A 22,393-nucleotide genomic window follows, 5' to 3' on the forward strand; every position below is an offset into this window, starting at 1 on the left:
ATGCCGGCGCCGGAGTGCCGCTTCGTGTTTCGAGGCGGCATTTTCATGCCTTCGCATCGTCGCAACACTTTTACAATGGCTGCATCATCCTTGTTTTCCGTCAGAGGCGCAGCGCTGAACAGAAAGTACAATCGCATGACATCCCATTTCATCGGCGTGGCAGGCTTGCCACGCGCCGGTTCCACCTTGCTGTGCCAGCTGCTGGCGCAGCATCCCGACTTGCATTGCGAAGGCAATAGCTCGCCCTTGTGCAACGCCTTGCTGGGCATGCGGCGCATGGTCAGCGACGACGCTTTTTTCCTGTCGCAGCTCGACAGCACCTTCGATGCCAGTTACGGCCACCTGAAAACGGCCATGCAGGGCTTTCTGCGCGGCTGGTACCGGGATTGCGGCAAGCAGGGCGTGGTCGACAAGAACCGCGCCTGGCTGCATTGCGTGGAAATGCTGCTGCAGCTGGCGCCGGAAGCGAAGATCATCGTCTGCGTGCGTGAACTGGGCCAGGTCTACGGCTCCATCGAAGCGCAGCACCAGCGCACCATCCTGCTCGATTTTGTCGACCATCTGGCCGACTTCGACCGCCTGGGCCGGGCCGACATGCTGTTTGCCAAGGACCGCACCATCGGCGCTCCCCTGAGTTCCCTGCATGCCGTGCTGGACCTGCCTGCCGAAGTGCAGCAAAAGCTGTATTTCGTGCGCTTCGAAGACTTGATGGCGCGGCCCGTGGAATGCATGTCCCACCTGTACAGCTGGCTGGGCCTGGCACCGTTCCAGATCGACCCGCACGATCTTGCCGTGGGTATCCAGGAAAGCGACAGCCACTACCGCATGAAATACACGCACCGCGAGCAGGCGACGATCAGCGCGCCCGGGCAGCATGCGATTCCGCCGCGCATCCAGGCGCAGATCGAAAGCGCCTATGGCTGGTTTTACGACCTGTATTATCCGCAACACCAACGTGCGGCAACGCCATCGGCCTGAAAACACCTGCGGCAGTGCCAATACCACTTGCCGCAGTGCTGCCGGCGCGGTATTGCCGGCAGTTGTCTTGAAAACGCCTTTTTTCTCTCTTCCCACTCTTCGCTTGCCGCACCGTGGCCGCGCCGCCTGAAGTCACTGGTATTGTAAAAAACACCGTATTATAAAACCACTTGACTACCAATTTTCGGCGTCGCATTCTTGGTGCAGAAAGCCGACGCTTCGCTGTGCTTTCTTTACGTACAACATAAAAAGCTACTTCGATAGTTTTCGTATAACGTTCAGGAGACACTGTGAAGACACGGCAAATTAGCCGGCTGGCCTCGCCCTTGATGGCTGGCCTGCTGGGCAGCGCGCTGCTCGCTTGCGGCGGCAATTCCACCACCGAACCCCCATCGACCCTGCTGGCCGCCACGGCCGCCAGCGACAGTTGCGCAGCCTGGAGCGCCAGCGCCGTCTACACGGCGGGCCAGTGCGCCGTCTACGACGGCAAGGTATACCGGGCCAAATGGTGGGTGCAGGGCACGGCGCCGAACAACGACCAGTGGGGACCGTGGAGTCTCGATACCACCACGCCGACGCCCACCCCGACGCCGACGCCAACGCCAACGCCAACGCCTACACCCACGCCCACGCCCACGCCTACTCCCACGCCGGGCGTGCCCACCAAGGCCCAGGCCGAGGCGAACGAGGCGGCGCTGACGAACAATGATTTCTTCCGCAAGGTCAAGGCGTCGATCCGCACGCTGGGTAATGCGGCCGTCGAAGCCGTCCAGCCTGGACTGGCCGGCAATCCGCTCAACGTCAAGCGCGTCGAACGTCTGCTGCCGGCGGCGAAGTGGGATTATTATTTTGCCGCGCGCGACGCCAGCTACACCTACCAGCGCTTCCTGCAAGCCGTGGCCAAGTTCCCCGCCGTGTGCGACGACTACAGCGACGGGCGCAACGCGGATGCCATCTGCCGCCATAGCCTGGCCACCATGTTCGCCCACTTCGGCCAGGAAACGGGCGACCATAACGCCAGCAGCCCGCTGCCGCAATGGCGCCAGGGCTTGAAGTATTTGCGCGAACTGGGCTGCGACGAGACGGCCGCCGGCTGCGGCTACAACGTCGAGTGCGCCGATCCCGTCTTCAACAAGGTATGGACGTGCGGCAAGAATGCCGACGGCAGCTTCAAGAAGTATTTTGGCCGCGGCGCCAAGCAGCTGTCGTACAACTACAACTACGGCCCGTTCTCGCAAGCCATGCATGACGGCGACCAGTCCGTGCTGCTGAAGAATCCGGACCTTGTCGCCTCGACCTGGCTGAACCTGGCGTCGGCCACGTTCTTCTTTGTCTATCCGCAACCGCCGAAACCATCGATGCTGCACGTGCTCGACGGCACCTGGGTGCCGAACGCGGCCGATACGACGGCAGGCGCGGGCAATAATTTCGCCACCACCATCATGATCATCAACGCCGAATGCGGGCAGGGCACGGAAAAGCAGGCCGCGCAAAACCGTATCGATTACTACAAGCAATTTGCCGCCGACATGGGCTGGGATTATTCCGGCGAACAGCTGTCCTGCGCCAACATGCAACGCTTCACCCCGGCCAGTTCCGCTGCCTACAACATCTATTGGGAAAAGAACTGGAGCGCCGGTGGCGAGAACCAATGCCAGCTGGTCAGCTATCAAACCCCGTACAGCGCCTTGCTGGCCGGGAACTACGTGAAATGCGTGGAAGCCAACTGGAATGTGAAGTTGCAGTAGCAGTCTATGCAGGATAGCCGGCCAGGGATAACAGTTGACAAGAGCCCCTCGAGGGGCCTGCAACGCGCTCTCGATGTACAACCATAATGGAGACCAATATCACATGAAATCGAATGCATTATTGATGGCCCTGCTCAGCGGCGTGCTCGTCGCTTGCGGCGGCAGCCAGGAAGGCACGACCGCCACGCCAAACACCTTGCTCGCCGCCGTGGAAGCGTGCGCCGTCTGGGATGCCGCCACCGTCTACACGGGCGGCCAGTGCGTGCTTTATCAGGGCGTCACCTACAAGGCCAAATGGTGGACGCAAGGCAATGTCCCCAGCGCCGCCGACCAGTGGGGTCCATGGGCCGTGACGGATACGCCGACCCCGACGCCGACGCCGACACCGACACCGACGCCGACACCAACGCCGACACCGACTCCGACGCCAACGCCAACCCCAACCCCAACCCCAACCCCAACCCCAACGCCAACTCCCACGCCAACCCCCACGGCTTGCCGTCCGGACGGCCTGATTTCGGCCGTGCCGAATGTGCCGTATTGCAAGGTATATGACGCGAATGGGCGCGAAGTGCTGGGCAACGGCTTGAACCGGCGCATCGTCGGCTATTTCGCCAGCTGGCGCACGGGCGTCGATGGCAGCCCGACTTACCTGGTGAATAACCTGCCCTGGGACAAGATCACCCACCTGAACTATGCGTTCGCTTCCGTCGATCCGGCCACGTCGAAGATCGCCATCGGCAGCGGCGCGGCCAATCCCGATACGGGCCTGACCTGGCCGAACGTGCCGGCCGCGGCCATGGACCCATCCCTGCCGTACAAGGGCCATTTCAACTTGCTGGCCCAATACAAGAAGAAGTATCCGGGCGTGAAACTGATGATCTCCGTGGGCGGCTGGGCCGGCAGCGGCGGCTTCTACACGGCCACGACGAACGCGGACGGCAGCATCAACACGGCCGGCATCAACACCCTGGCCGACTCGATGGTGGCCTTCGTGCGCCAGTACAACTTCTTCGATGGCGTCGACGTCGATTACGAACACCCGACCACCAACAATGAAGCGGGCAATCCGAACGACTTCGCCGTGTCGAAACCGCGGCTGGCCGGACTGATGACGAGCTACAACGTGCTGCTGAAAGTGCTGCGCCAGAAACTCGACGAAGCGGCCGTGCAGGACAATAAATACTATCTGCTCACCATCGCCGGTTCCGCCTCGGGCTGGGTCTTGCGGGGCGAGGAAAATATGTCGGGATTAAAATATCTCGATTACGCCAGCCTGATGAGCTATGACTTGCACGGTGCGTGGAATCAGTACGTGGGACCGAACGCGGCGCTGTTTGACGATGGCAACGATGGCGAATTGCGTGCCGGTAACGCCTACCAGTTCCAGAACATCGGCTACCTGAACACGGACTGGGCCTACCGCTACTACCGGGGCGCCATGCAGGCGGGACGCATCAATATCGGCGTGCCGTTCTACACGCGGGGCTGGAAGGATGTGACGGGCGGCACCAATGGCTTGTGGGGCACGACGCCGCTGATCAGCTCCACCGTCACCTGCGCCGGCACCAAGACGTGCGGCACGGGCGCCACCGGCATCGACAACGTGTGGTACGACCTCGATACACAAGGCAAGCCCACGCCAGGTGGCGGCAACCCCATCTGGCATGCGTTGAACTTGCAAAACGGCATCGTTCCAAGCTACCTGGACGCGTATAAAGTCACGGACAAGGCGCTGGTGGGCACGTATGTGCCGTACTACAGCAGCACCATGGTGGCGCCGTGGCTGTGGAATGCGACCAAGAAAGTCTTCATTTCCACGGAAACCACGCAATCGATCGCGGCCAAGGCCCAGTACATCGTCAATAACAATATCGGCGGCGTGATGATCTGGGAAATGGCGGGCGACTATGCCTGGGATGCCACGCGCAATGGCGGCAAGGGCGAGTACTTCATGGGCACCACCCTGACGGACGTGCTGTACCAGGCCTTCCGCACGGCTGGAGTGTACGGCAACAAGCGCGCCGAAATCGCCATGCCGGGCACGGCGGCCAACGTCAGCATCACCCTGGGCGGCTGGAAGCTGGGCGACAACAACTTCCCCATCAACCCGGTGATGACCGTGAAGAACAACACGGCGTCGACCCTGCCGGGCGGCACCGTGGTGGAGTTCGACTATCCCGTGTCGGCGCCGTCGGACATGAGCGACCAGTCCGGCTTCGGCTTGACGGTGATCAATGCCGGCTACACGGGGCCGAACAATATCGGCGGCTTCACGAAGAACTACAACCGGGCCCGCTTTGCGATTCCCGCCTGGCAATCGCTGGCGCCGGGCGGCTCCGTGGCGCTGACCCTGAACTACCGCCTGCCGATCTCGGGACCGGCCAACTATACGGTCACCGTGGGCGGTACCAAGTACGCCTTGACGCAGGAGTATCCGGAACTGCCGGTGGCCTTGCCGTAAGTTGAATCCGGCAGGGTAAACAGAAAAGGGCGGAACCGAGGTTCCGCCCTTTTTAATTGCGACCGCAGCCAGGTATTAGAACCAGGTTTCCACCTGGAAACCATACGACGTGCCGCTGGTATTGTTGTTGTAGATCGGGCCGCCGTTGTTCGACGCATTGACCGAGGCGGTGGCCGCATCGTTCCATTTGCCGTAGGTCACGAAAGCGCGCAGTTCAGGGCGCGACCACAGGCCAGGGCCGGCCGAGATCGTCGGGGCGATGGTCAGCTTGGTCAGGCGCTTGGCCGGCAGGCCGCCCGCTTGCGTCACGCGGTCCGTGCCCAGCTCGCCCACCAGCTTGAAGTTATTGGTGAACGCGTACACGGGACGCACGCCGACCGAGGTCCAGGTCGAGGAACCGTTGGCGTTCGATTCGTCTTTTTGCCACAGGGCGACGAATTCCATGCCGAAGTTGGCCATCGGCTGGATCGCCATGTCATTGAAGATGCGCGTGCGTTTCACGTCCGAACCGAAATTGGTGTCGCCTGACGCGCCGAACTGCGCGCCCTTGCCGGTGCCAGGACCGACGCCGTACTGCACGCCGAAGGTATTGCCGCCGCCGAAGACTTTAGCTTGACGGTGGAAGGCCGACAGCTGCCAGCCGTTATGCTTCTGGCCAAACGCGTCGTTGTCCTTGCCTTCGCCGATGATGTAGGTCGCGGCCAGGTCCAGGGTGCCGTTTTCATTGACGGGAATCTCGCCGTAGATGAAGTTCTGGCGCACGGCCGACTTGGTGCTGACGACGCCGGTCTTCGACACGGTGTTGATGTCGTTGTCCTTGAAGAAGGCGTACGAGAATTTACCGGGGCCCGCAGGAATGCGGTCCAGGCCGGCGCCCGTGCCGTTCATGTTGATGTACTGCAAGTCCAGCATGTGGATGTCAGGACGGTAGTAGAAGCGTTTGCCGATCCAGGCCGTGCCGCCGTTCAGGAAATCGAGTCCCTGTGCTTCGACATAGGCCTTGACGATGCCCAGTTTGTTGTCGCCGAAATCCGAGTTGGGCGCGTAGGCGTTGACCCAGATGGTGGCCAGGTAGTTCACGCCGCCGGACTGGGCGACGGACTTGGTGTAGCCGAATTCCGTGTAGGCGTCGCACTCATTGCCCAGACGATATTTCATGGTATTGCCGCCCAGACCGAAGCAGCCTTGCGAACCGCCGCCGCCCGAGGTATTGCTGCCGGCGCCGGCGCGCAGGTAGCCATGGAAGCCTTCGGCGTCGCTTGGGTACATGGGGTCGGCCATGGCGGAAGCGCTGGCAATGGCCAGGAGCAGGGCAGGTAAAGTTTTCAATGCAGTGCGATTCATGCGGTCTCCAGAAGAATGTTGGTGGTAGCGGTGGCGCCCCGGAAGGCCGGTCACCGCACACGGTCTAATGCCGAAAACCAAGTCTAGCAGCGCTTTTTTAACCACCCTGATACAAATCGAACAAGTACCGATACTTTCTTTCAAAGTGTTGTTTTTACTCAATATCGATACTCTGGTGCATGGAGGGGGTGCAAAAGAGTATCGAATTGCGGTTTTGGAGTATCAGAAAGTATCAAAGTCCGGTGCTACATTGTGGTCGTGGTGCTAAGTACCTGAGCATTGCCAACGACAAAAAACACTGGAGACACACAATGAAACGTTCCGCCATTGCCGCGCTGTGCGCCGGCGCGCTCTGCCTCAGCTCGTCCGCTTTTGCCGCAACCGACCTCGTCATCGCCACCGTCAACAACGGCCACATGATCGAAATGCAAAAGCTCAGCAAGTTCTTCGAGCAAGCCAATCCCGACATCAAGCTCAAGTGGGTGACCCTGGAAGAGGGCGTCTTGCGCCAGCGCATGACCACCGATATCGCCACCAAGGGCGGCCAGTTCGACGTGATGACCATCGGCCTGTATGAAACGCCCATCTGGGGCAAGAAAAACTGGCTGATCCCGATCAAGCCGGACGCCAAATACGATATCGACGATCTGCTGCCCGCCATCCGCGAGGGACTATCCGGCGACGGCAAGCTGTACGCGTCGCCGTTCTATGGCGAAAGCTCGATGATCATGTACCGCAGCGACCTGGTCAAAAAGGCGGGCGTGACGATCGAAGACCGCCCCAGCTGGAACCAGCTGCGCGACGTGGCGGCCAAGCTGCACGATCCGGCCAACGGCGTGTACGGCATCTGCCTGCGCGGCAAGCCGGGCTGGGGCGACAACATGGCGCTGATCACCACCATGGCCAATTCCTACGGCGGCCAGCTGTTCGACATGCAATGGAAGCCGCAATTTACCAGCAAGCCGTGGAAGGATGCGGTCACCATGTATGTCGACCTGATGAAGAAATACGGTCCGCCGGGCGCGGCTGCCAACAGCTTCAATGAAAACCTCGCGCTGTTCAACCAGGGCAAGTGCGGCATCTGGATCGACGCGACGATCGCCGCCTCCTTCATCACCGATCCGAAGCAAAGCAAGGTGGCCGACAAGGTGGCGTTCGCCCAGTCGCCCATCGGCGTGACGGAGCGGGGCGCCAACTGGCTGTGGATCTGGTCGCTGGCCATCCCGTCGAGCTCGAAGCATCCGAACGAAGCGCAACGCTTCATCAACTGGGCCACCTCGCCCGATTACGTGAAACTGGTGGCCAAGGAAACGAGCTGGGCGAACGTGCCGACGGGCACGCGCAAGTCGACGTATGCGAGCCCCGAGTTCCAGAAAGTGGCGAAATTTGCCGCCGCCGAAGGCAAGGCCCTGGCCACCACACGCGCCGTGCAAAGCACCTTGCCGCCGTCGCCGTACGTGGGCGTGCAATTCGCGTCGATTCCCGAATTCCAGGTGATCGGCGTGGCCGCCGGCCAGCAGATGGCGGCAGCGCTGCTGGGCAAGGTGACGGTGGAGCAGGCGCTGGAGTTGTCGCAGCAGACGGCGGAACGTGAGATGCGCAAGGGTGGGTACTACAAGTAAGACCTTTCTTGCCGTCTGGTTTATCAACAGGCGAAGAGATTGGTGGCTTAAAACTGGGGTCAGACCCGACGGGTCTGACCCCGGATTTCTGTTGATGATCATTCCCTCACGTCCCAAGAGTATCCTATGAAACGCATTATCCCCCGGACTTTGCTGACGCCGGCCGTGCTTGCCGTCTCCGTCATTTCCGTGATCCCGTTGTTGATCACCCTGTATTACGCGTTCGTGCGCTATTCCATGCTCGATCCGAGCGGCCATCCTTTCCATGGTCTGGCCAATTTCCACTTTTTCTTTACCGATGCCTCGTTCCTGCCTGCCTTGCAGAACACGTTCACCTTGCTGTTTTCCGTCATGCTGATCACGGTGGTGCTGGGCACGGCGCTGGGGTTGCTGATCAATGAAGCGTTCCCGGGGCGCGCCATCGTGCGCGTGCTGCTGATTTCGCCGTTTCTCGTCATGCCGGCCGTCAATGCCCTGATGTGGAAGAACATGCTGCTCAATCCGATCTACGGCCTGTTTGCGCAGATCAGCCTCTTCTTTGGCGCCACGCCCGTTGACTGGCTGTCGGCCCACCCTCTGTTTTCCATCATCATGATGGTCTCCTGGCAATGGCTGCCGTTTGCCTGCCTGATCTTCATGACGGCCCTGCAATCGATGGACCGCGAACAGCTGGAAGCGGCGCGCATGGATGGCGCCACCTATCTGCAGCAACTGCGTTACCTCTACATTCCCCACCTGGGCCGCGCCGTCTCGGTGGTGCTGATGATCGAAATGATCTTCCTGCTGTCGATCTTTGCGGAAATCTTTACCACGACGGGCGGCGGTCCCGGCTTCGACACGACCACGATCACCTTCATGATCTATCAGCAGGCACTGCTGTCCTATGACGTGGGAGCAGCTTCGGCCGGCGCCCTGTTCGCCGTGCTCATCGCCAACATCGCCGCCTTCTTCCTGATGCGCGTCATCGGCAAGAATCTGTCGAAATAAGGAGACCTTGATGCATAGCAAACTCAATCTGTATGGCCGCACGGCCGCCGCCTGGCTGTGCGCGCTGCTGCTGTTCTTTCCCATCTTCTGGCTGGGCCTGATGGCCTTCAAGACGGAAGGGCAAGCCATTTCCACGCCGCCCCTGCTGTTTTTCACGCCGACCCTGGACAGCTTCCGCGAAGTGCTGGCGCGCGACAATTACTTCGGCTACGCGTGGAACTCGCTGTTTACCAGCGTGGTATCGACGGCCATCGGCCTCTTGATCGCCATCCCGGCCGCCTATTCGATGGCCTACTTTCCCACGGGCGGCACCATCGGCTTGCTGAAATTCATGCTCAGCTCGCGCTACATGCCCGGCGTGGGCGCGCTGATGCCCATCTATATCTGCTACCAGTACTTCGGCCTGCTCGATACGCGCATCGGCCTGACCATCATGTTCATGCTGATGAACCTGCCCATCATGATCTGGCTGCTGTACACGAGCATGAAGGAACTGCCGCGCGAAATCCTCGAGGCCTCGCGCATGGATGGCGCCACCGTGTGGGACGAGTTCCGCCACGTTGTGCTGCCCCTGTCCGTGGGCGGCATCGCTTCCACGGCGCTGGTCTGCATGGTGTGGTCATGGAATGAATCGTTCTGGTCGCTGAACCTGGGCGCCTCCAACGCGGGCACCCTGGCCTGGCTCATCGCTTCGTATTCGAGCCCGGAAGGACTCTTCTGGGCCAAATTGTCGGCCGCTTCGCTGATGGCCATCGCGCCCATCATGGCACTGGGCTGGTTCTGCCAGAAACAATTGGTCCAGGGTATGACCTTCGGCGCTGTTAAGTAAACACTATTGGATGACATCATGGCTTACCTTCAACTGAGCAATATCGAGAAATTCTTTGGCGAGCACCGCGCCATCAAGGGCATCGACCTGGAGATCCAACAGGGCGAGTTCGTCGTCTTCGTCGGGCCGTCCGGCTGCGGCAAATCCACCCTGCTGCGCCTGATCGCGGGCCTGGAACCGATCGACGGCGGCAAGTTGTCGCTCGACGGGCGCGACATCACGGCGCTGCCATCGTCCAAGCGCGACCTGGCGATGGTATTCCAGTCGTACGCGCTGTATCCGCACATGACGGTGTTCCAGAACATGTCGTTCGCGCTGAAACTGGCCGGCGTCGATCCGGCCATCATCCGCGAGAAAGTCGACAAGGCGGCCGCCATCCTCGACCTTGGGCGTTACCTGGAGCGCACGCCGAAGGAATTGTCGGGCGGCCAGCGCCAGCGCGTGGCCATCGGCCGCGCCATCGTGCGCGACCCGAAAGTGTTTCTGTTCGACGAGCCGCTGTCGAACCTCGATGCGGCCCTGCGCGTGCAGACGCGCATCGAGATCGCCAAGCTGCACCGCGAACTGGGCGCCACCACCATCTATGTCACGCACGACCAGGTCGAGGCGATGACCCTGGCCGACAGGGTGGTGGTGCTGCGCGACGGGCAGATCGAGCAGCATGGCTCGCCCCTGGAATTGTATGACCGCCCGGCGAACCGCTTCGTCGCGCAATTCATCGGCACGCCCAGCATGAACGTGGTGCCGGCCGACGCCGCGCCGCAGCTGCTGGCGCAGGCGGGCAGCGCGGCGCAGGCGGACGGCTTTGTCGGCATCCGCCCCGAACACGTGCACCTGGGCGCGGCGCAGCCGGGCAGCGTGCCCGTCACCGTCGACCTGGTGGAGTCCTTGGGCGTGGAAACGCTGACCTATGTGCGCTTGCCGAACAATGTGCAGGTGGTGTCGCGCGGCGCGGAGCGCAGCAGCCTGCAGCCGGGCCAGCAGACGCATCTGACGTTCGAGCCGGGCTTCGTCCATTATTTCGACCGTGCCGGCAAGACCTACGCGGCGGCGAAAGGAGCGCTGTAATGGAAGCGATCGCATTGAAGCAATCGAACCTGGCCAAGCTGCCGGCGAACGTCGCCGTGCCTGCGTATGCGCGCGAGACGCTCGTGCCCGGCATCGTGCACATCGGCGTGGGCGGTTTTTTTCGCGCCCACCAGGCCGTGTATCTCGACGATTTGCTGGCCTTGCCAGGCAATGCAGAATGGGGATACTGCGGCGTGGGCTTGCTCGCGCATGACGTGGCCATGCGCGACGCCATGCGGGCGCAGGACGGTTTATATACGGTGGTCGAGCGCAGCGCGGCCGGCGACTCGGCACGTATCATCGGCTGCATCGGCGACTACCTGTATGCGCCCGACGAGCCGCAAGCCGTGCTGGAAAAGCTGGCCGACCCCGGCACGCGCATCGTCGCGCTGACCATCACCGAGGGCGGCTATTACGTCAACCAGGGCACGGGCGAATTCGATGCGCAGCACCCCGACATCGTGCAGGAACTGGCGCACCCGGAGGCGCCGCGCTGTTCGTTCGGCTACCTGGTCGCCGCCCTGGCTCTGCGCCGCCAGCGGGGACTGGCGCCATTTACCATCATGTCCTGCGATAACCTGCAAAACAATGGCGATGTGACGCGCAAGATGCTGCTGGCCTTTGTCGCCTTGCGCGACGCAGAACTGGCGCGCTGGCTGGCCACGCATGGCAGCTTCCCCAACAGCATGGTCGACCGCATCACGCCGGCCACCACGGATGAACACCGGGCGCTGGTGCGCGACAGCTTCGGCATCGTCGACGCCTGGCCCGTCGTGTGCGAGCCGTTCCGCCAGTGGGTCATCGAAGACGAGTTCCCGCTGGGCCGCCCGGTCTGGGAAAAGGTGGGCGCGCAGATGACGCACGACGTGCTGCCGTATGAAAAGATGAAGCTGCGCTTGTTGAATGCCAGCCACCAGGCCCTGTGCTACATCGGCATGCAGCTCGGCTACACGTTTGCGCATGAAGCGATGGAGGATGCGGGCATCCGGCTGCTGGTGCGGCGCATGATGGATGACGAGGTCACGCCCTTACTCGATAGCGTCGAAGGCATCGATCTGGCGCAATACAAGGAAACCCTGATCGAACGCTTTTCGAATCCGGCCGTGCGCGACCAGCTGGCGCGCATCGGCACGGAGGGTTCCGCGCGCATCCCGAAATTCGTGCTGCCGTCCGTGCGCGAAGCGCTGGCCCGGGGCGGCGCCATCAAGCTGCTGGCGTTTACCGTGGCGTGCTGGTTCCGCTACCTGGAAGGCCACGACGAGCAGGGGCGCGAGATGCCCTTGAACGACCCGTACGCGGTGCGCCTGCGCGCGCTGGCGCTGCAGGGCGGGGTGGACGCCGCGGCGCTGCTGTCACTGCGCGAACTGTTCGGCGACCTGTCCGACGCACCCGCGTTCACGCAGGCGGTGGGGCAGTCGCTGGCCAGCCTGTATGGGCTGGGCGCGCGCGCGGCGCTGGAACAGATCGTCGCCTGACGGGGAGGGCGCGCCATGCCACCGTCGTTGCCGCAGATGGAGCTGGAACAGCAGCGCGACGCCACGCCCGGCTTCGAGCCGAAAGGCAGTTTCGGCTTCATCCGCTACCTCGAGCACGGCTTTCCGAATGCGCTGGTGCGTTGGCACTATCACGACGAGTACGAACTGCACCTGATCGTCGAGAGCAGCGGCAAGGTCTTTGTCGGCGACTACATCGGTCAGTTCACGCCTGGCCACCTGGTGCTGACGGGGCCGCGCGTGCCGCACAACTGGGTCTCGCTCGACACGCCGGCCGAGGGCGTGGCCCTGCGCGACATGGTGATCCAGTTCGGCCATGCGCCGCTGGCGTCGATGGCGGCCGCCATTCCCGAATTGAAGGGCATCTTCCCGCTGCTGCAGCGCGCCCTGCACGGCGTGGAATTCTTTGGCGTCAGCGAACAGTCGCTGCGGCGCTTCCGGCGCATCCGCGACACGAGCGGCCTGCCGCGCTTCATCGAATTTCTCACCCTGCTGGGAGAACTGGCGCAGACCAGCGACTACCAGCTGCTGTCGACGGTGCCCATGCAGTCGAGCGACGATGACGTGGCGCTGGCGCGCATCAGCTCCGCCATCAACTTCATCGTGCACAATTACAGCAGCCAGTTCTCGCTGAAACAGCTGGCCGAGCAGGTGGACATGCCAGAGCGGACCTTTTCGCGCTTCTTTCGCAGCGCCACGGGCAACAGCTTCACGGATTTCGTCAACCGCCTGCGCATCAACAAGGCGTGCCAGCTGCTGATGGAGACAGAGCGCTATGTGAGCAACATCTGCTACGAGGCGGGTTTTAACAATGTGGCCAATTTCAACCGGCGCTTCCTGGAATTGAAGGGCATGACGCCGAAGGAGTTTCGCCAGCAGGCGCTGGGCCGTTTTGGCGAGTGAAGCTTTTTGAGGTACATTCGATGGCACGGGCGGGGACAGCCTGAGAGAGACAAGCATGGAACACCTATGGCACAAGGACAGCGAGCGCAAGGCGCCCGAGCTGGAACGCGAAAGCTACGACGGCATCATCAATTACCTGGAACATGGCTATCCCAGCTCGCGCGTGCGCTGGCACTGCCATGAAGAGTATGAGCTGCACCTGATCGTCGCCACCAGCGGGCGCCTGTTCGTGGGCGACTATATCGGCGAATTCTCGCCCGGCCACCTGGTGCTGACGGGCCCGCGCCTGCCGCACAACTGGATTTCCAACGTGATGCCGGACGGCGGCGTGGCCCTGCGCGACATGATCGTGCAGTTCGCCCATGCGCCGCTGGCCGGCGCCGCGCGCGTGATTCCCGAACTGCGCGAGTTGCTGCCGCTGCTCGAGCGCTCCAGCTATGGCGTGGAATTTTTCGACATGGGCCACGAGGCCGAACAGCACCTGGCGCGCATCCGCGCCACGCATGGCGCCGAGCGCTTCGCCGAATTCGTGCAATTAATGAGCAAGCTGGCGCGCACGGCCAACTACCGTCTGCTGTCGAGCGCCTCGCTGCGTTCCTATGACGATGACGCCACCCTGGCCAAGGTCAATTCCGTCCTCAACTACATCACGGACAATTACCGCGAGCCGATTTCGGCGGAAATGCTGGCCGAGCAGGTGGGCATGTCGCTGAGTAAATTCTCGCGCTTCTTCCGCAAGGCGACGGGCAACAGCTTCACGGACTTCGTCAGCCGGCTGCGCATCAACAAGGCGTGCCAGCTGCTGATGGACACCGACCAATACGTGTCGAACGTCTGCTACGACGTGGGCTTCCAGAACGTGGCCAACTTCAACCGCCGCTTCCTGCAGGTGAAGGGCGTCACGCCGAAGGAATTCCGGCGCCAGGCCGATGGCCGCTTCGGCGGCATCGGCGGACCTGTTGCGGATACGCCACTGGCGTGACGGCTGTCATGGGCTTGTCACTTTGAACAGTTACTCTCCACGGCTTCAACCCATCTTAGCCGAGGAATGCATGAACACTGCTGTAACGTCGACCCCGAAACTGACCCTGCTGGCCATCGCCGCCGGCCTGGCCCTGGCCGCTTGCGGCGGCAGCGATAATCCGCCGGCGGAGCCTTCCAAGCCCGTGGCGCAGACGGGTGTGTTCCTCGACGGCGCGGTGGAAGGACTCGATTATGTGGCCGGCAGCGCCCCCAAGGCCAGCACCAATGCCAAGGGCGAATTCATTTGCAACCCGGGCGAGACGGTAGCCTTCAGCGTGGGCGGCCTGGCCCTCGGTTCGGCCCCATGCGGCGCCGTCGTCACGCCGCTGGCGCTGGCCGCCAGCACGAATGTGGCGGATGACAAGGTCGTCAACCGCCTGCTGGCGCTGCAACTGCTCGACGACGACAGCGATCCGTCGAACGGCATCAAGCTGACGGCGGAAGTGAAGGCCGCGCTGGCCGGCAAGACACTGGACTTTGCCACCGCTCCGGCCGTCTTCAACACGGCCCTGGCCGCGCACCTGGCCAGCGTGGGCGGGAAATTCGCCGGCCGCACGGTCGATGCCGAACGCCGCGCCCTCGTGCGCGAGCATTTTGAAGACACGCTGGCCTCGAAAGCGGGCGCGCCCGTCAACGAGGCGCTGACACAGGCCAATCCTGTCGGCGAAGTGAAAGTCACCGTGACGCGCTATCAGATCCAGGCGGCCGACAAATTCTATGTGCCGTACGAAGGCGCGAACGCCAAGATCAAGGGCGAATTCCCGAACGGCTTCCTGCCGTCGTACGGTTCCGGCCTGGCCTACAAGGGCAAGAACGCGGCTGGCGACCTGGAATTCTATGGCTTGACGGACCGCGGCCCGAACGGCGACGGCCCGCTGGTGCCCGATCCATCGGGCAAGGGCACCATCGGCAGCAAGATCTTCCCGTCGCCCAGTTTTACCCCGTCGTTCGGCGTGATCACCGTGGGCAAGAACGGCGCCGTGCTGGGTTCGTCGACGCCGATCAAGGTGTCGGCCACCGTCAACAGCTCGGGCTTGCCCGTGCCCGTGGGCGCGGTCGGCAATTCTGCCGAGATTCCCGTCATGGATGCGATGAAGTTCGATGCGGCTGGCAAGGCCGTCTTCAATGCGGGCGGCCTCGATTCGGAGTCCATCGTCGTCGATGCCAAGCGCAATGCGCTGTGGGTGTCCGACGAATACGGTCCCTTCATCGTCAAGATCGACGCCGCCACCGGTATCATCCAGGCGAAATACGAGCCGGGCAAGGGCTTGCCGGCGCTGTTCGCCAAGCGCCGCGCGAACCGCGGCATGGAAGGCATGACCTTAGACACGAGCAACGACAAGCTGTACGCCTTCCTGCAAAGCCCTCTGTCCGACGGCACGGCACCATATTCTGTGACGAAGAAGAATGAACAGGTCGAGCGCTTTGCCCGCTTCACGCGCTGGATCGAATTCGACCCGGTGACTGGCACCAGCGGCAAGATGTATGCGTATCCGCTCAACGCGGCCGACTACCAGGATGGCCGCACGGGCAACGCCAAGCTGGGCGACATGGTGGCGCTGGGCGGCGGCAAGTTCCTCGTCATCGAGCAGGGCGCCGCGCCGTCGGGCAAGGTCTTCAACAAGCTGATGCTGGTCGAACTGAAGGGCGCCACCGACATCGCGGCCGCCGCCTTCAACGCGACGACCTCGGACCTGGAGAAGAGCAGCATGGGCGGCGCCCCCGTCAATGGCGCCGACTGGGCCGCTGTCACGCCGCTGAAGAAAACGCTGCTGCTGGACTTGAACGCCATCGGCTGGGCGGCGGAAAAGGCCGAAGGCCTGACCCTGATCGACGACTCCACCATCGCGCTGGCCAACGACAATGACTTCGGCCTGAAAACCAAGGTCTTCGACGCGAATGGCGTGGAAGTGGCGGACGCCGACGTGACCAAGTGCACGGTCGATGCCAATGGCACCATCGTCACGAGCAGCGCGGCCGGCTGCAATGCCGCCAACACCATCCGCGTGGCGCGCGGCGACGACCGCGAGCGTCCTAGCCGTTTGTGGATCGTGAAGTTCGCCAAGGCGCTCAATACGTATTGATGTAGTTTGACGGACGTAAAAAAGCCGCAGGCGTGAGCTGTACGGCTAGCGTAGAGCTGGGGTCAGACCCGACGGGTCTGACCCCAGATTTTGCTTTTTGGTTTACTTTTTTGTATAAGTGTTGAGCCAATCGAGCACCGTGTGATGCCACAGCAGCGAATTCGCCGGCTTCAGCACCCAGTGGTTTTCGTCCGGGAAGACCAGCAGCTTGCTCGGGATGCCGCGGCGCTGCAGCGCCGTGAAGGTGCCCAGGCCTTGCGCGGTGGGGATGCGGAAGTCCAGGTCGCCCTGCACCACCAGCATCGGCGTCTTCCAGTTCTTCACGAAGTTGACGGGGTTGAACTGCTCGTGCTTGGCTGGCGCATCGTAATAGGTACCGCCGTTTTCCCACTCGGTGAACCACAGTTCTTCCGTCGCGTATGCCATGCCGCGGTTGTCGAACACGCCGTCGTGGTTGACCAGGCACTTGAAGCCGTCCGGCCAGTTACCGGCGATCCAGTTCATCATGTAGCCGCCGTACGACGCGCCCAGCGCGCAGCTGCGCTCGCGGTCCAGCCACGGGAACTTCTTGGTGGCCGCTTCCAGACCCTTCTGCAGGTCGACCAGCGGCTTGCCGCCCCAATCGCCGCTGATGGCATCCGTGAACTTCTGGCCATAGCCGGTGGAACCGTGGAAGTCGATGAAGACGGTGGCGTAGCCGGCTCCCGCATACACTTGCGGATTCCAGCGGTAGCTCCAGCTGTTGCCGAAGCTGCCTTGCGGGCCGCCGTGCACCAAAAAGGCGATCGGATACTTTTCGCCTGCCTTGGCGTTCCATGGCTTCATGACGTGGCCGTAGACGGTTTCGCCATCCGCGCCCGCGAACGAGAACTGCTCATATTCGCCGAAGCGCACGTTGGCCAGCGCTGCCGCATTCTGTTTCGTCAGCTGCACCATCGGTGCCGATTCGGACTTCGCGTCGAGCTTGCGCGTGTACAGCTGCGCGCCCGAGGCCAGGTTCGCTTGCGTCAGCACGATGGTATTGCCGCGCACGTCGAAGTCGCCCACGGCGCCTTTGCCCGTCAGCGCGTTGACCTTGCCGCTGGCCGCGTCGATGTGGAACAGACGGTGCTGGCCCACGTCATCGGCGGCGACGAGGAAGGCCTTGCCGTCCGGCGTCCAGCGGAAGTCGGCCACGGAACGGTCCCAGTCGTCGGCCAGGGTGCGCTTCTTGCCCGTGGCAACGTCCATCAGCACCAAATGAAAACGGTCCGCTTCGAAGCCCGGCTTGGTCATGGCGACGTAGGCCAGGGTGCGGCCGTCCGGCGAGTAGGTGGCTTTCGCATCCCAGGCCGGATTGTCGGCCGTGAGGTTGCGCGGCGCCTGGCCGCCGGCGGCCGGTATCGTATAGACGTCGAAGTTGGTCGACCACGCTTCCGTGTGGCCAGCCACGCGCACGGAGAAGGCCACCGTCTTGCCGTCCGGGCTGAAGTGGTATTCGCCGTTGTCGCCGAATGGCTTCGATGGCGCGTCGCCATCGAGGGTGCCGCTCAGGCTCACGGGCGCGGCGCTGACCTTGCCGGCCGCGTCGATCGGTGCCGAATACAGCGCATTGCGGCGGCCATCGGCCCAGGTATCCCAGTGGCGCACGAACATCTGGTCGTAGACCATGCCGCTGGCCTTGTTTTTCGCTTTTTCATCGAGGCGCTTTTTCGTGCAGGCGATGTCCGCGCAATCGAGGAAGACGCCCATGCTGAAGGCCAGGCGGTCGCCCTGCGGCGACAGGCGGTAGGTATCGACGTCCAGTGCCAGGTCGGTGACCTTGGCCGCTTCGCCGCCGTTCAGGGGCAGTTGCCACACTTGCGAGGAGCCGGAGCGGCCCGAGAGGAAGTAGATGGCGTCGCCGTTCGGCGACCATTGCGGATCGCTGGCGCTGGCGTCGCCGCGCGTGAGCTGGCGCGGCGCCGCGTTCGGCGCGCGCAGGTCGATCATCCACAGCTGCGTGTTGCCGCGGTTTTTCTCCAGGTTGGTCGTGCGCACCGTGTAGACGACGCGCGTGGCGTCCGGCGACAGCACGGGGCTGCCCACCCGTTCCATGGCGACCATGTCTTCCACGGTGAAGCCGCGCGGCGCGGCCAGCGCCGATTCCGCAGCAACGGCGGTGGTGGCCATGGCGGCACTGAATGCTCCCAAGAGCAGCAGACGTAAACTCATTCAAACTCCCAATGTTATTGCGACGTTGTTGATGTGATATGAACGTGGCCGGCTGTACCGCCGGCAGCCCGACATCATAGCAATAAAGACGCGCCCGCTGCGGGAGTTGACCGCCGGTTAGCCGGCCGGAACTGCCAGTTGGTCGAGCGCCACGTGGCCCAGGAAACCGCCCCGGCTGGCGGCCGGCAAGCCCGCCTCGATGGCGTGGGCAAAGCGGATGCCGGGGTCCTGTTCCAGCGCCGCCAGCACGCGCGCCACGTGCGGATAGTCGCTTAGCCGCGCCAGCTGCAGCGGTTCGGCCCAGCGCGCCGTGGCGGCCAGGTAGGCGTCGGCAATCGTCGGCGCGGCATCGGAAGCGAGCCAGGCGCGGCCTTCAAGCAGGCGTTCCAGGTGCGCCAGGCTTTTGTTGACCTTCTCGACGGCCATTTCGCGCCAGACGGCCGCGCGCGCATCGTTTTCTGCCGCGCGCGACGCCTGGAAGGCGGGCATGAAGGCGGCGTGGAAGGTCGTGTGCAGAAACGACAGCGCGCTGTTCAGGCGGTCGCAGGCGGGCGTGCCCTGCGCAAAGCCCAGGCCGCTGTCCGGCGCGCGGGCGGCGATATGCAGCAGGATCGCCATGCTTTCCAGCAGCGGCGTGCCCGCGTGCGTGAGCAGGGCCGGCGTCTGGCCCAGGGGATTGATGGCGAGAAAGGCCGGATGCTGCTTGCTGGCCGGGTCGCGCGCTTCCACGCGGGCCAGGCGATACGGCAAGCCGCTCCATTCGAGGGCGGCGATGGCGGCAAACGAGCAGCCGAACGGCACGCTGTAGATCAGGGTGGTTTCCATGCTGGAGTTCCATTCAGGTGAGGGAAGGGCAGTCTAGTCGCGATAGTTACTATTTGGAAGAAGGCAGAATAATGTGGTATAGGTACATTTTTTATACCAGATAGGGATCGCCATGAAGGACAATGTCTCCGGCTGCGCCGTGGAAGAAGCCATGCGTTTACTGGGCGGGCGCTGGAGGGCGGTGCTGCTCAGCTATCTGATGGCGGGGCCGAAGCGCTTCAGCGAAATCCGCCGCGCCGTGCCGAATATCTCGCAGCGCATGCTAACCCTGGACTTGCGCGCGCTGGAGGAGGCGGGCTTGCTGACGCGCACGATCTATGCGGAAGTGCCCGTCAAGGTGGAATACCAGCTGACGGACGAGGGCATGCGCTTGCGCGAGCTGGTCGAGATGCTGCGCGCCATCGGCCTGCGCCTGCGCGGACAGGCGGACGGGGGCGGCGCCTTTCTCGCGCCCGAGGCAGGGAACATGTCTGTATAGAAACAGCTGTTTTTATGCAAAGTGCTAGACTGCCGGCCTTTGATCACTACTTTTGACACCCATGCGCCTGACTACCCTCGCCCTGACCGCCGCCGCCCTGTTCGCCGCCTTGCCGGCCCAGGCCGCTACCATGCCCACGCTCGAACACATCCAGGCCGCCGTGCAGGCGGGCGTGGCCAAAACGCAAGCCAGGATGCAATCGTCGATACCGGTTCCCATTCCCGTCAAGGCCACCAGCCTGCAGGGTTGCCAGGATTCGCAGGAAGTGCCGGGCGAGGTGGTGTGTCTGATCGGCATGAGCGCTGGCATGCGCGACGGTTTTATGGTCTTGCCGCTACGTAACGATAACGGCACCTGGGTCGGCGTCGAGCGCAAGGATGCCAAGTTTGCGGGACCGTCGCCGGCCGAGGCGCAAGCGATGATACGCGCCTGGGCCAAGGAAGAAGTGGCGCGCAATCCGGAGGCGGCCAAGGACGTGCAGATGCAGGAAGCGCAAAGCACCATGCAGGTCAAGGCCGTCAACGAGTGCGACGTCAAGCGCAAGACGGGCTACCTCGTGTGCGATACGCAATTGAGCGTGCCGAGCCGTCCGGAAGGCATCAAGACGGAACTGACCTTCATGCTGGAAAACGCCGGCTGGCGCTACGTGCCGCGCTAAGCTGCCGGCCGCCAGCCCGCTCGCCCAGCGGCCTGACATTCCTTTCTGCATAGCGCCAGCCCCACTTCGGGGCGTCTGGCGCTCACGCACTTCCCTCCTGCACGTCCAGCCTGCGTGGCGGCCCACGCGGCCGCCGGCAGGCATATCGCATCCCTCATCAGCACCAGACATACAGTTTAGCGTAGGCAATATGGCTGAATTGATATATTTGTTGATTCAATATTTTATGAAATGAAAATGATAGAATTGGTGATTATTTTTATTTATGTTGTGATTCTGCCATATAAAGCAATATATTTGGTGTAATCGTTATTTTTGGCGTATGATATTGATAATGCGCAAGTAAATGCTGCGATCTGAATGTCTGGAGAACCGCCGTGCTGAAAAAAATAACGAGTAGCGAACTGATGCTGGGAATGTATGTCGAACGTCTGGGCCGTTCCTGGCTCGATACCCCTTTCTGGACGCGTTCTTTCTTGCTGGAGTCGCCGGCTGACCTCGAGCGTATCCGCTCGGCACGCCTGTGCGAAGTGTGGATCGACACGACGCGCGGGCAGGCGCCGCAAGTCGCGCCGCCCGCCGTGCCTTCTGCCGCGCCGCCGGCCGCGGCAGGCGCTCCCGCGGCCGCGCCAGCGAAGGTGTCGGCAAGCAAAACCATCGCCGATCCGGGCCCGCCCCGCTCGCGCGAGGAGGAGCTGGCGCGCGCCCGGCGCCTGATCGAACGCTCGCGCCAGGCCGTGCAGACGATGTTCGACGAGGTGCGCATGGGCAAGGCCTTGTCCGCGGCGCAAGCTTACGAACTGGTCGACGATATTGCCGCCTCGATGCAGCGTGGCGGCGACGTCCTGCTGGGCCTGGCGCGCCTGAAATCCGCCGACAATTACACGTATATGCACTCGGTGGCCGTGTGCGCGCTGATGACGGCGCTGGCCAGGGAGCTGGGCCTGGCGCCCGAGCAGGTGCGCTCGGCCGGCCTGGCGGGTTTGCTGCACGATATCGGCAAGATGGCCGTACCGTCCGCCATCCTCAACAAGCCGGGCAGCCTGAGCGAAGCGGAATTTTCCTCCGTGCGCGCCCATCCGGCCGCCGGCCACCGCATGCTGCAGGAAGTGGGCGAGATCGACCCGGTGGCGCTCGACGTGTGCCTGCACCACCATGAAAAACTTGATGGCAGCGGCTACCCCAAGGGGCTGCGCGGCGAGGAAATCAGCCTGTTTGCGCGCATGGGCGCCATCTGCGACGTGTACGACGCGATCACCTCGAACCGGCCGTACAAGCAGGGCTGGTGCCCGGCCGATTCGCTGCGCCGCATGGCAGGCTGGCGCGGCGGGCACCTGGACGCGCAACTGTTTGCCGCCTTCGTCAAATGCCTGGGCATCTATCCGCTGGGCACCCTGGTGCGGCTGCAGTCGGAGCGCCTGGCCGTGGTGGTGGGACAGTCGCCGGGCAAGCCGCTGACCCAGCCCACCGTGCGCGTGTTTTTTTCCATCCGCGCCGGCACCTGCATCGCCCCGACTCTGCTCGACCTGGCCGCGCCGGGTTGCCAGGAGCGCATCGTTTCCACGGAAAGCGCAGCCCAGTGGCGCCTGCAGGACATCGACCGTTACTGGGCCGGCGAACCTGCCGTGGCATGACGGCCGGCAGGGCCGTAATAAAGTGCATTTTGTTAATAATAAAATATTAAAATAATGGTGCC

General features: G+C 62.9%; 17 protein-coding genes. 14 read left to right on the top strand and 3 right to left on the bottom strand.

All coding sequences use genetic code 11. The annotated features are described in order from the left end of the window. Nucleotides 1–135 precede the first annotated feature (135 nt). From AC3RCG_RS10400 to AC3RCG_RS10410, 3 genes are all read left to right on the top strand, one after another. Nucleotides 136–978 (top strand): sulfotransferase family protein, encoded by an 843-nt coding sequence (locus AC3RCG_RS10400; protein ID WP_492405131.1) that lies wholly within the window; start codon nt 136–138, stop codon nt 976–978. A 290-nt stretch (nt 979–1,268) separates the two neighbouring features. Next, nucleotides 1,269–2,726 (top strand): glycoside hydrolase family 19 protein, encoded by a 1,458-nt coding sequence (locus tag AC3RCG_RS10405; protein ID WP_492405129.1) that lies wholly within the window; start codon nt 1,269–1,271, stop codon nt 2,724–2,726. Between the two features lie 103 nt (nt 2,727–2,829). Then, a complete protein-coding gene (locus AC3RCG_RS10410; protein WP_492405127.1) occupies nt 2,830–5,190 on the top strand; it encodes a chitinase C-terminal domain-containing protein in 2,361 nt (786 codons plus the stop codon). Nucleotides 5,191–5,265: 75 nt separating this feature from the next. Here the strand turns inward: AC3RCG_RS10410 and AC3RCG_RS10415 are convergent, their stop codons facing one another. Continuing rightward, complete coding sequence (locus AC3RCG_RS10415) at nt 5,266–6,534, bottom strand: maltoporin (protein ID WP_099410665.1); 1,269 nt, start codon at nt 6,532–6,534, stop codon at nt 5,266–5,268. A 311-nt stretch (nt 6,535–6,845) separates the two neighbouring features. Here AC3RCG_RS10415 and AC3RCG_RS10420 point away from each other — a divergent pair, with 311 nt between their 5' ends. The 8 genes from AC3RCG_RS10420 (at nt 6,846) to AC3RCG_RS10455 (ending at nt 16,543) form a co-directional block, all read left to right on the top strand. After that, entirely contained in the window at nt 6,846–8,156 is a 1,311-nt protein-coding gene (locus tag AC3RCG_RS10420; RefSeq protein ID WP_070312311.1) for an ABC transporter substrate-binding protein, read from the top strand. Between the two features lie 126 nt (nt 8,157–8,282). Then, complete coding sequence (locus AC3RCG_RS10425) at nt 8,283–9,143, top strand: carbohydrate ABC transporter permease (RefSeq protein ID WP_070219872.1); 861 nt, start codon at nt 8,283–8,285, stop codon at nt 9,141–9,143. Nucleotides 9,144–9,153: 10 nt separating this feature from the next. Further along, nucleotides 9,154–9,972 (top strand): carbohydrate ABC transporter permease, encoded by an 819-nt coding sequence (locus tag AC3RCG_RS10430; protein ID WP_492405124.1) that lies wholly within the window; start codon nt 9,154–9,156, stop codon nt 9,970–9,972. Nucleotides 9,973–9,990: 18 nt separating this feature from the next. Then, nucleotides 9,991–11,040, top strand: coding sequence for an ABC transporter ATP-binding protein (locus tag AC3RCG_RS10435; protein WP_070288875.1), 1,050 nt, complete (start codon nt 9,991–9,993; stop codon nt 11,038–11,040). After that, nucleotides 11,040–12,515: a mannitol dehydrogenase family protein gene (locus AC3RCG_RS10440; RefSeq protein WP_492405121.1), complete on the top strand. Its 1,476-nt coding sequence runs from the start codon at nt 11,040–11,042 to the stop codon at nt 12,513–12,515. The genes AC3RCG_RS10435 and AC3RCG_RS10440 overlap by 1 nt, the downstream gene beginning before the upstream one ends. Nucleotides 12,516–12,530: 15 nt before the next feature. Next, nucleotides 12,531–13,436, top strand: coding sequence for a helix-turn-helix domain-containing protein (locus AC3RCG_RS10445; protein ID WP_070312312.1), 906 nt, complete (start codon nt 12,531–12,533; stop codon nt 13,434–13,436). A gap of 55 nt (nt 13,437–13,491) precedes the next feature. Then, nucleotides 13,492–14,418, top strand: coding sequence for a helix-turn-helix domain-containing protein (locus AC3RCG_RS10450; protein WP_070288842.1), 927 nt, complete (start codon nt 13,492–13,494; stop codon nt 14,416–14,418). 70 nt (nt 14,419–14,488) lie between these two features. Then, a complete protein-coding gene (locus AC3RCG_RS10455; RefSeq protein WP_492405118.1) occupies nt 14,489–16,543 on the top strand; it encodes an esterase-like activity of phytase family protein in 2,055 nt (684 codons plus the stop codon). Nucleotides 16,544–16,645: 102 nt separating this feature from the next. Here the strand turns inward: AC3RCG_RS10455 and AC3RCG_RS10460 are convergent, their stop codons facing one another. Then, a complete protein-coding gene (locus AC3RCG_RS10460; RefSeq protein WP_492405116.1) occupies nt 16,646–18,736 on the bottom strand; it encodes a S9 family peptidase in 2,091 nt (696 codons plus the stop codon). Between the two features lie 117 nt (nt 18,737–18,853). After that, complete coding sequence (locus AC3RCG_RS10465) at nt 18,854–19,561, bottom strand: glutathione S-transferase family protein (protein ID WP_492405114.1); 708 nt, start codon at nt 19,559–19,561, stop codon at nt 18,854–18,856. A 112-nt stretch (nt 19,562–19,673) separates the two neighbouring features. Here AC3RCG_RS10465 and AC3RCG_RS10470 point away from each other — a divergent pair, with 112 nt between their 5' ends. The 3 genes from AC3RCG_RS10470 to AC3RCG_RS10480 all read left to right on the top strand — a co-directional run bounded on the left by AC3RCG_RS10470 (nt 19,674) and on the right by AC3RCG_RS10480 (nt 22,331). Next, nucleotides 19,674–20,039, top strand: a complete 366-nt coding sequence (locus AC3RCG_RS10470; protein WP_492405112.1) for a winged helix-turn-helix transcriptional regulator — start codon at nt 19,674–19,676, stop codon at nt 20,037–20,039. A 61-nt stretch (nt 20,040–20,100) separates the two neighbouring features. Then, on the top strand, nt 20,101–20,697 hold the full coding sequence (locus AC3RCG_RS10475; protein ID WP_121668978.1) for a hypothetical protein: 597 nt from the start codon (nt 20,101–20,103) through the stop codon (nt 20,695–20,697). A 377-nt stretch (nt 20,698–21,074) separates the two neighbouring features. After that, nucleotides 21,075–22,331: an HD-GYP domain-containing protein gene (locus tag AC3RCG_RS10480; protein ID WP_492405110.1), complete on the top strand. Its 1,257-nt coding sequence runs from the start codon at nt 21,075–21,077 to the stop codon at nt 22,329–22,331. Nucleotides 22,332–22,393: the final 62 nt, after the last annotated feature.

The sequence above is a fragment of the Janthinobacterium sp. GW823-FHT01H08 genome, from assembly GCF_058797855.1.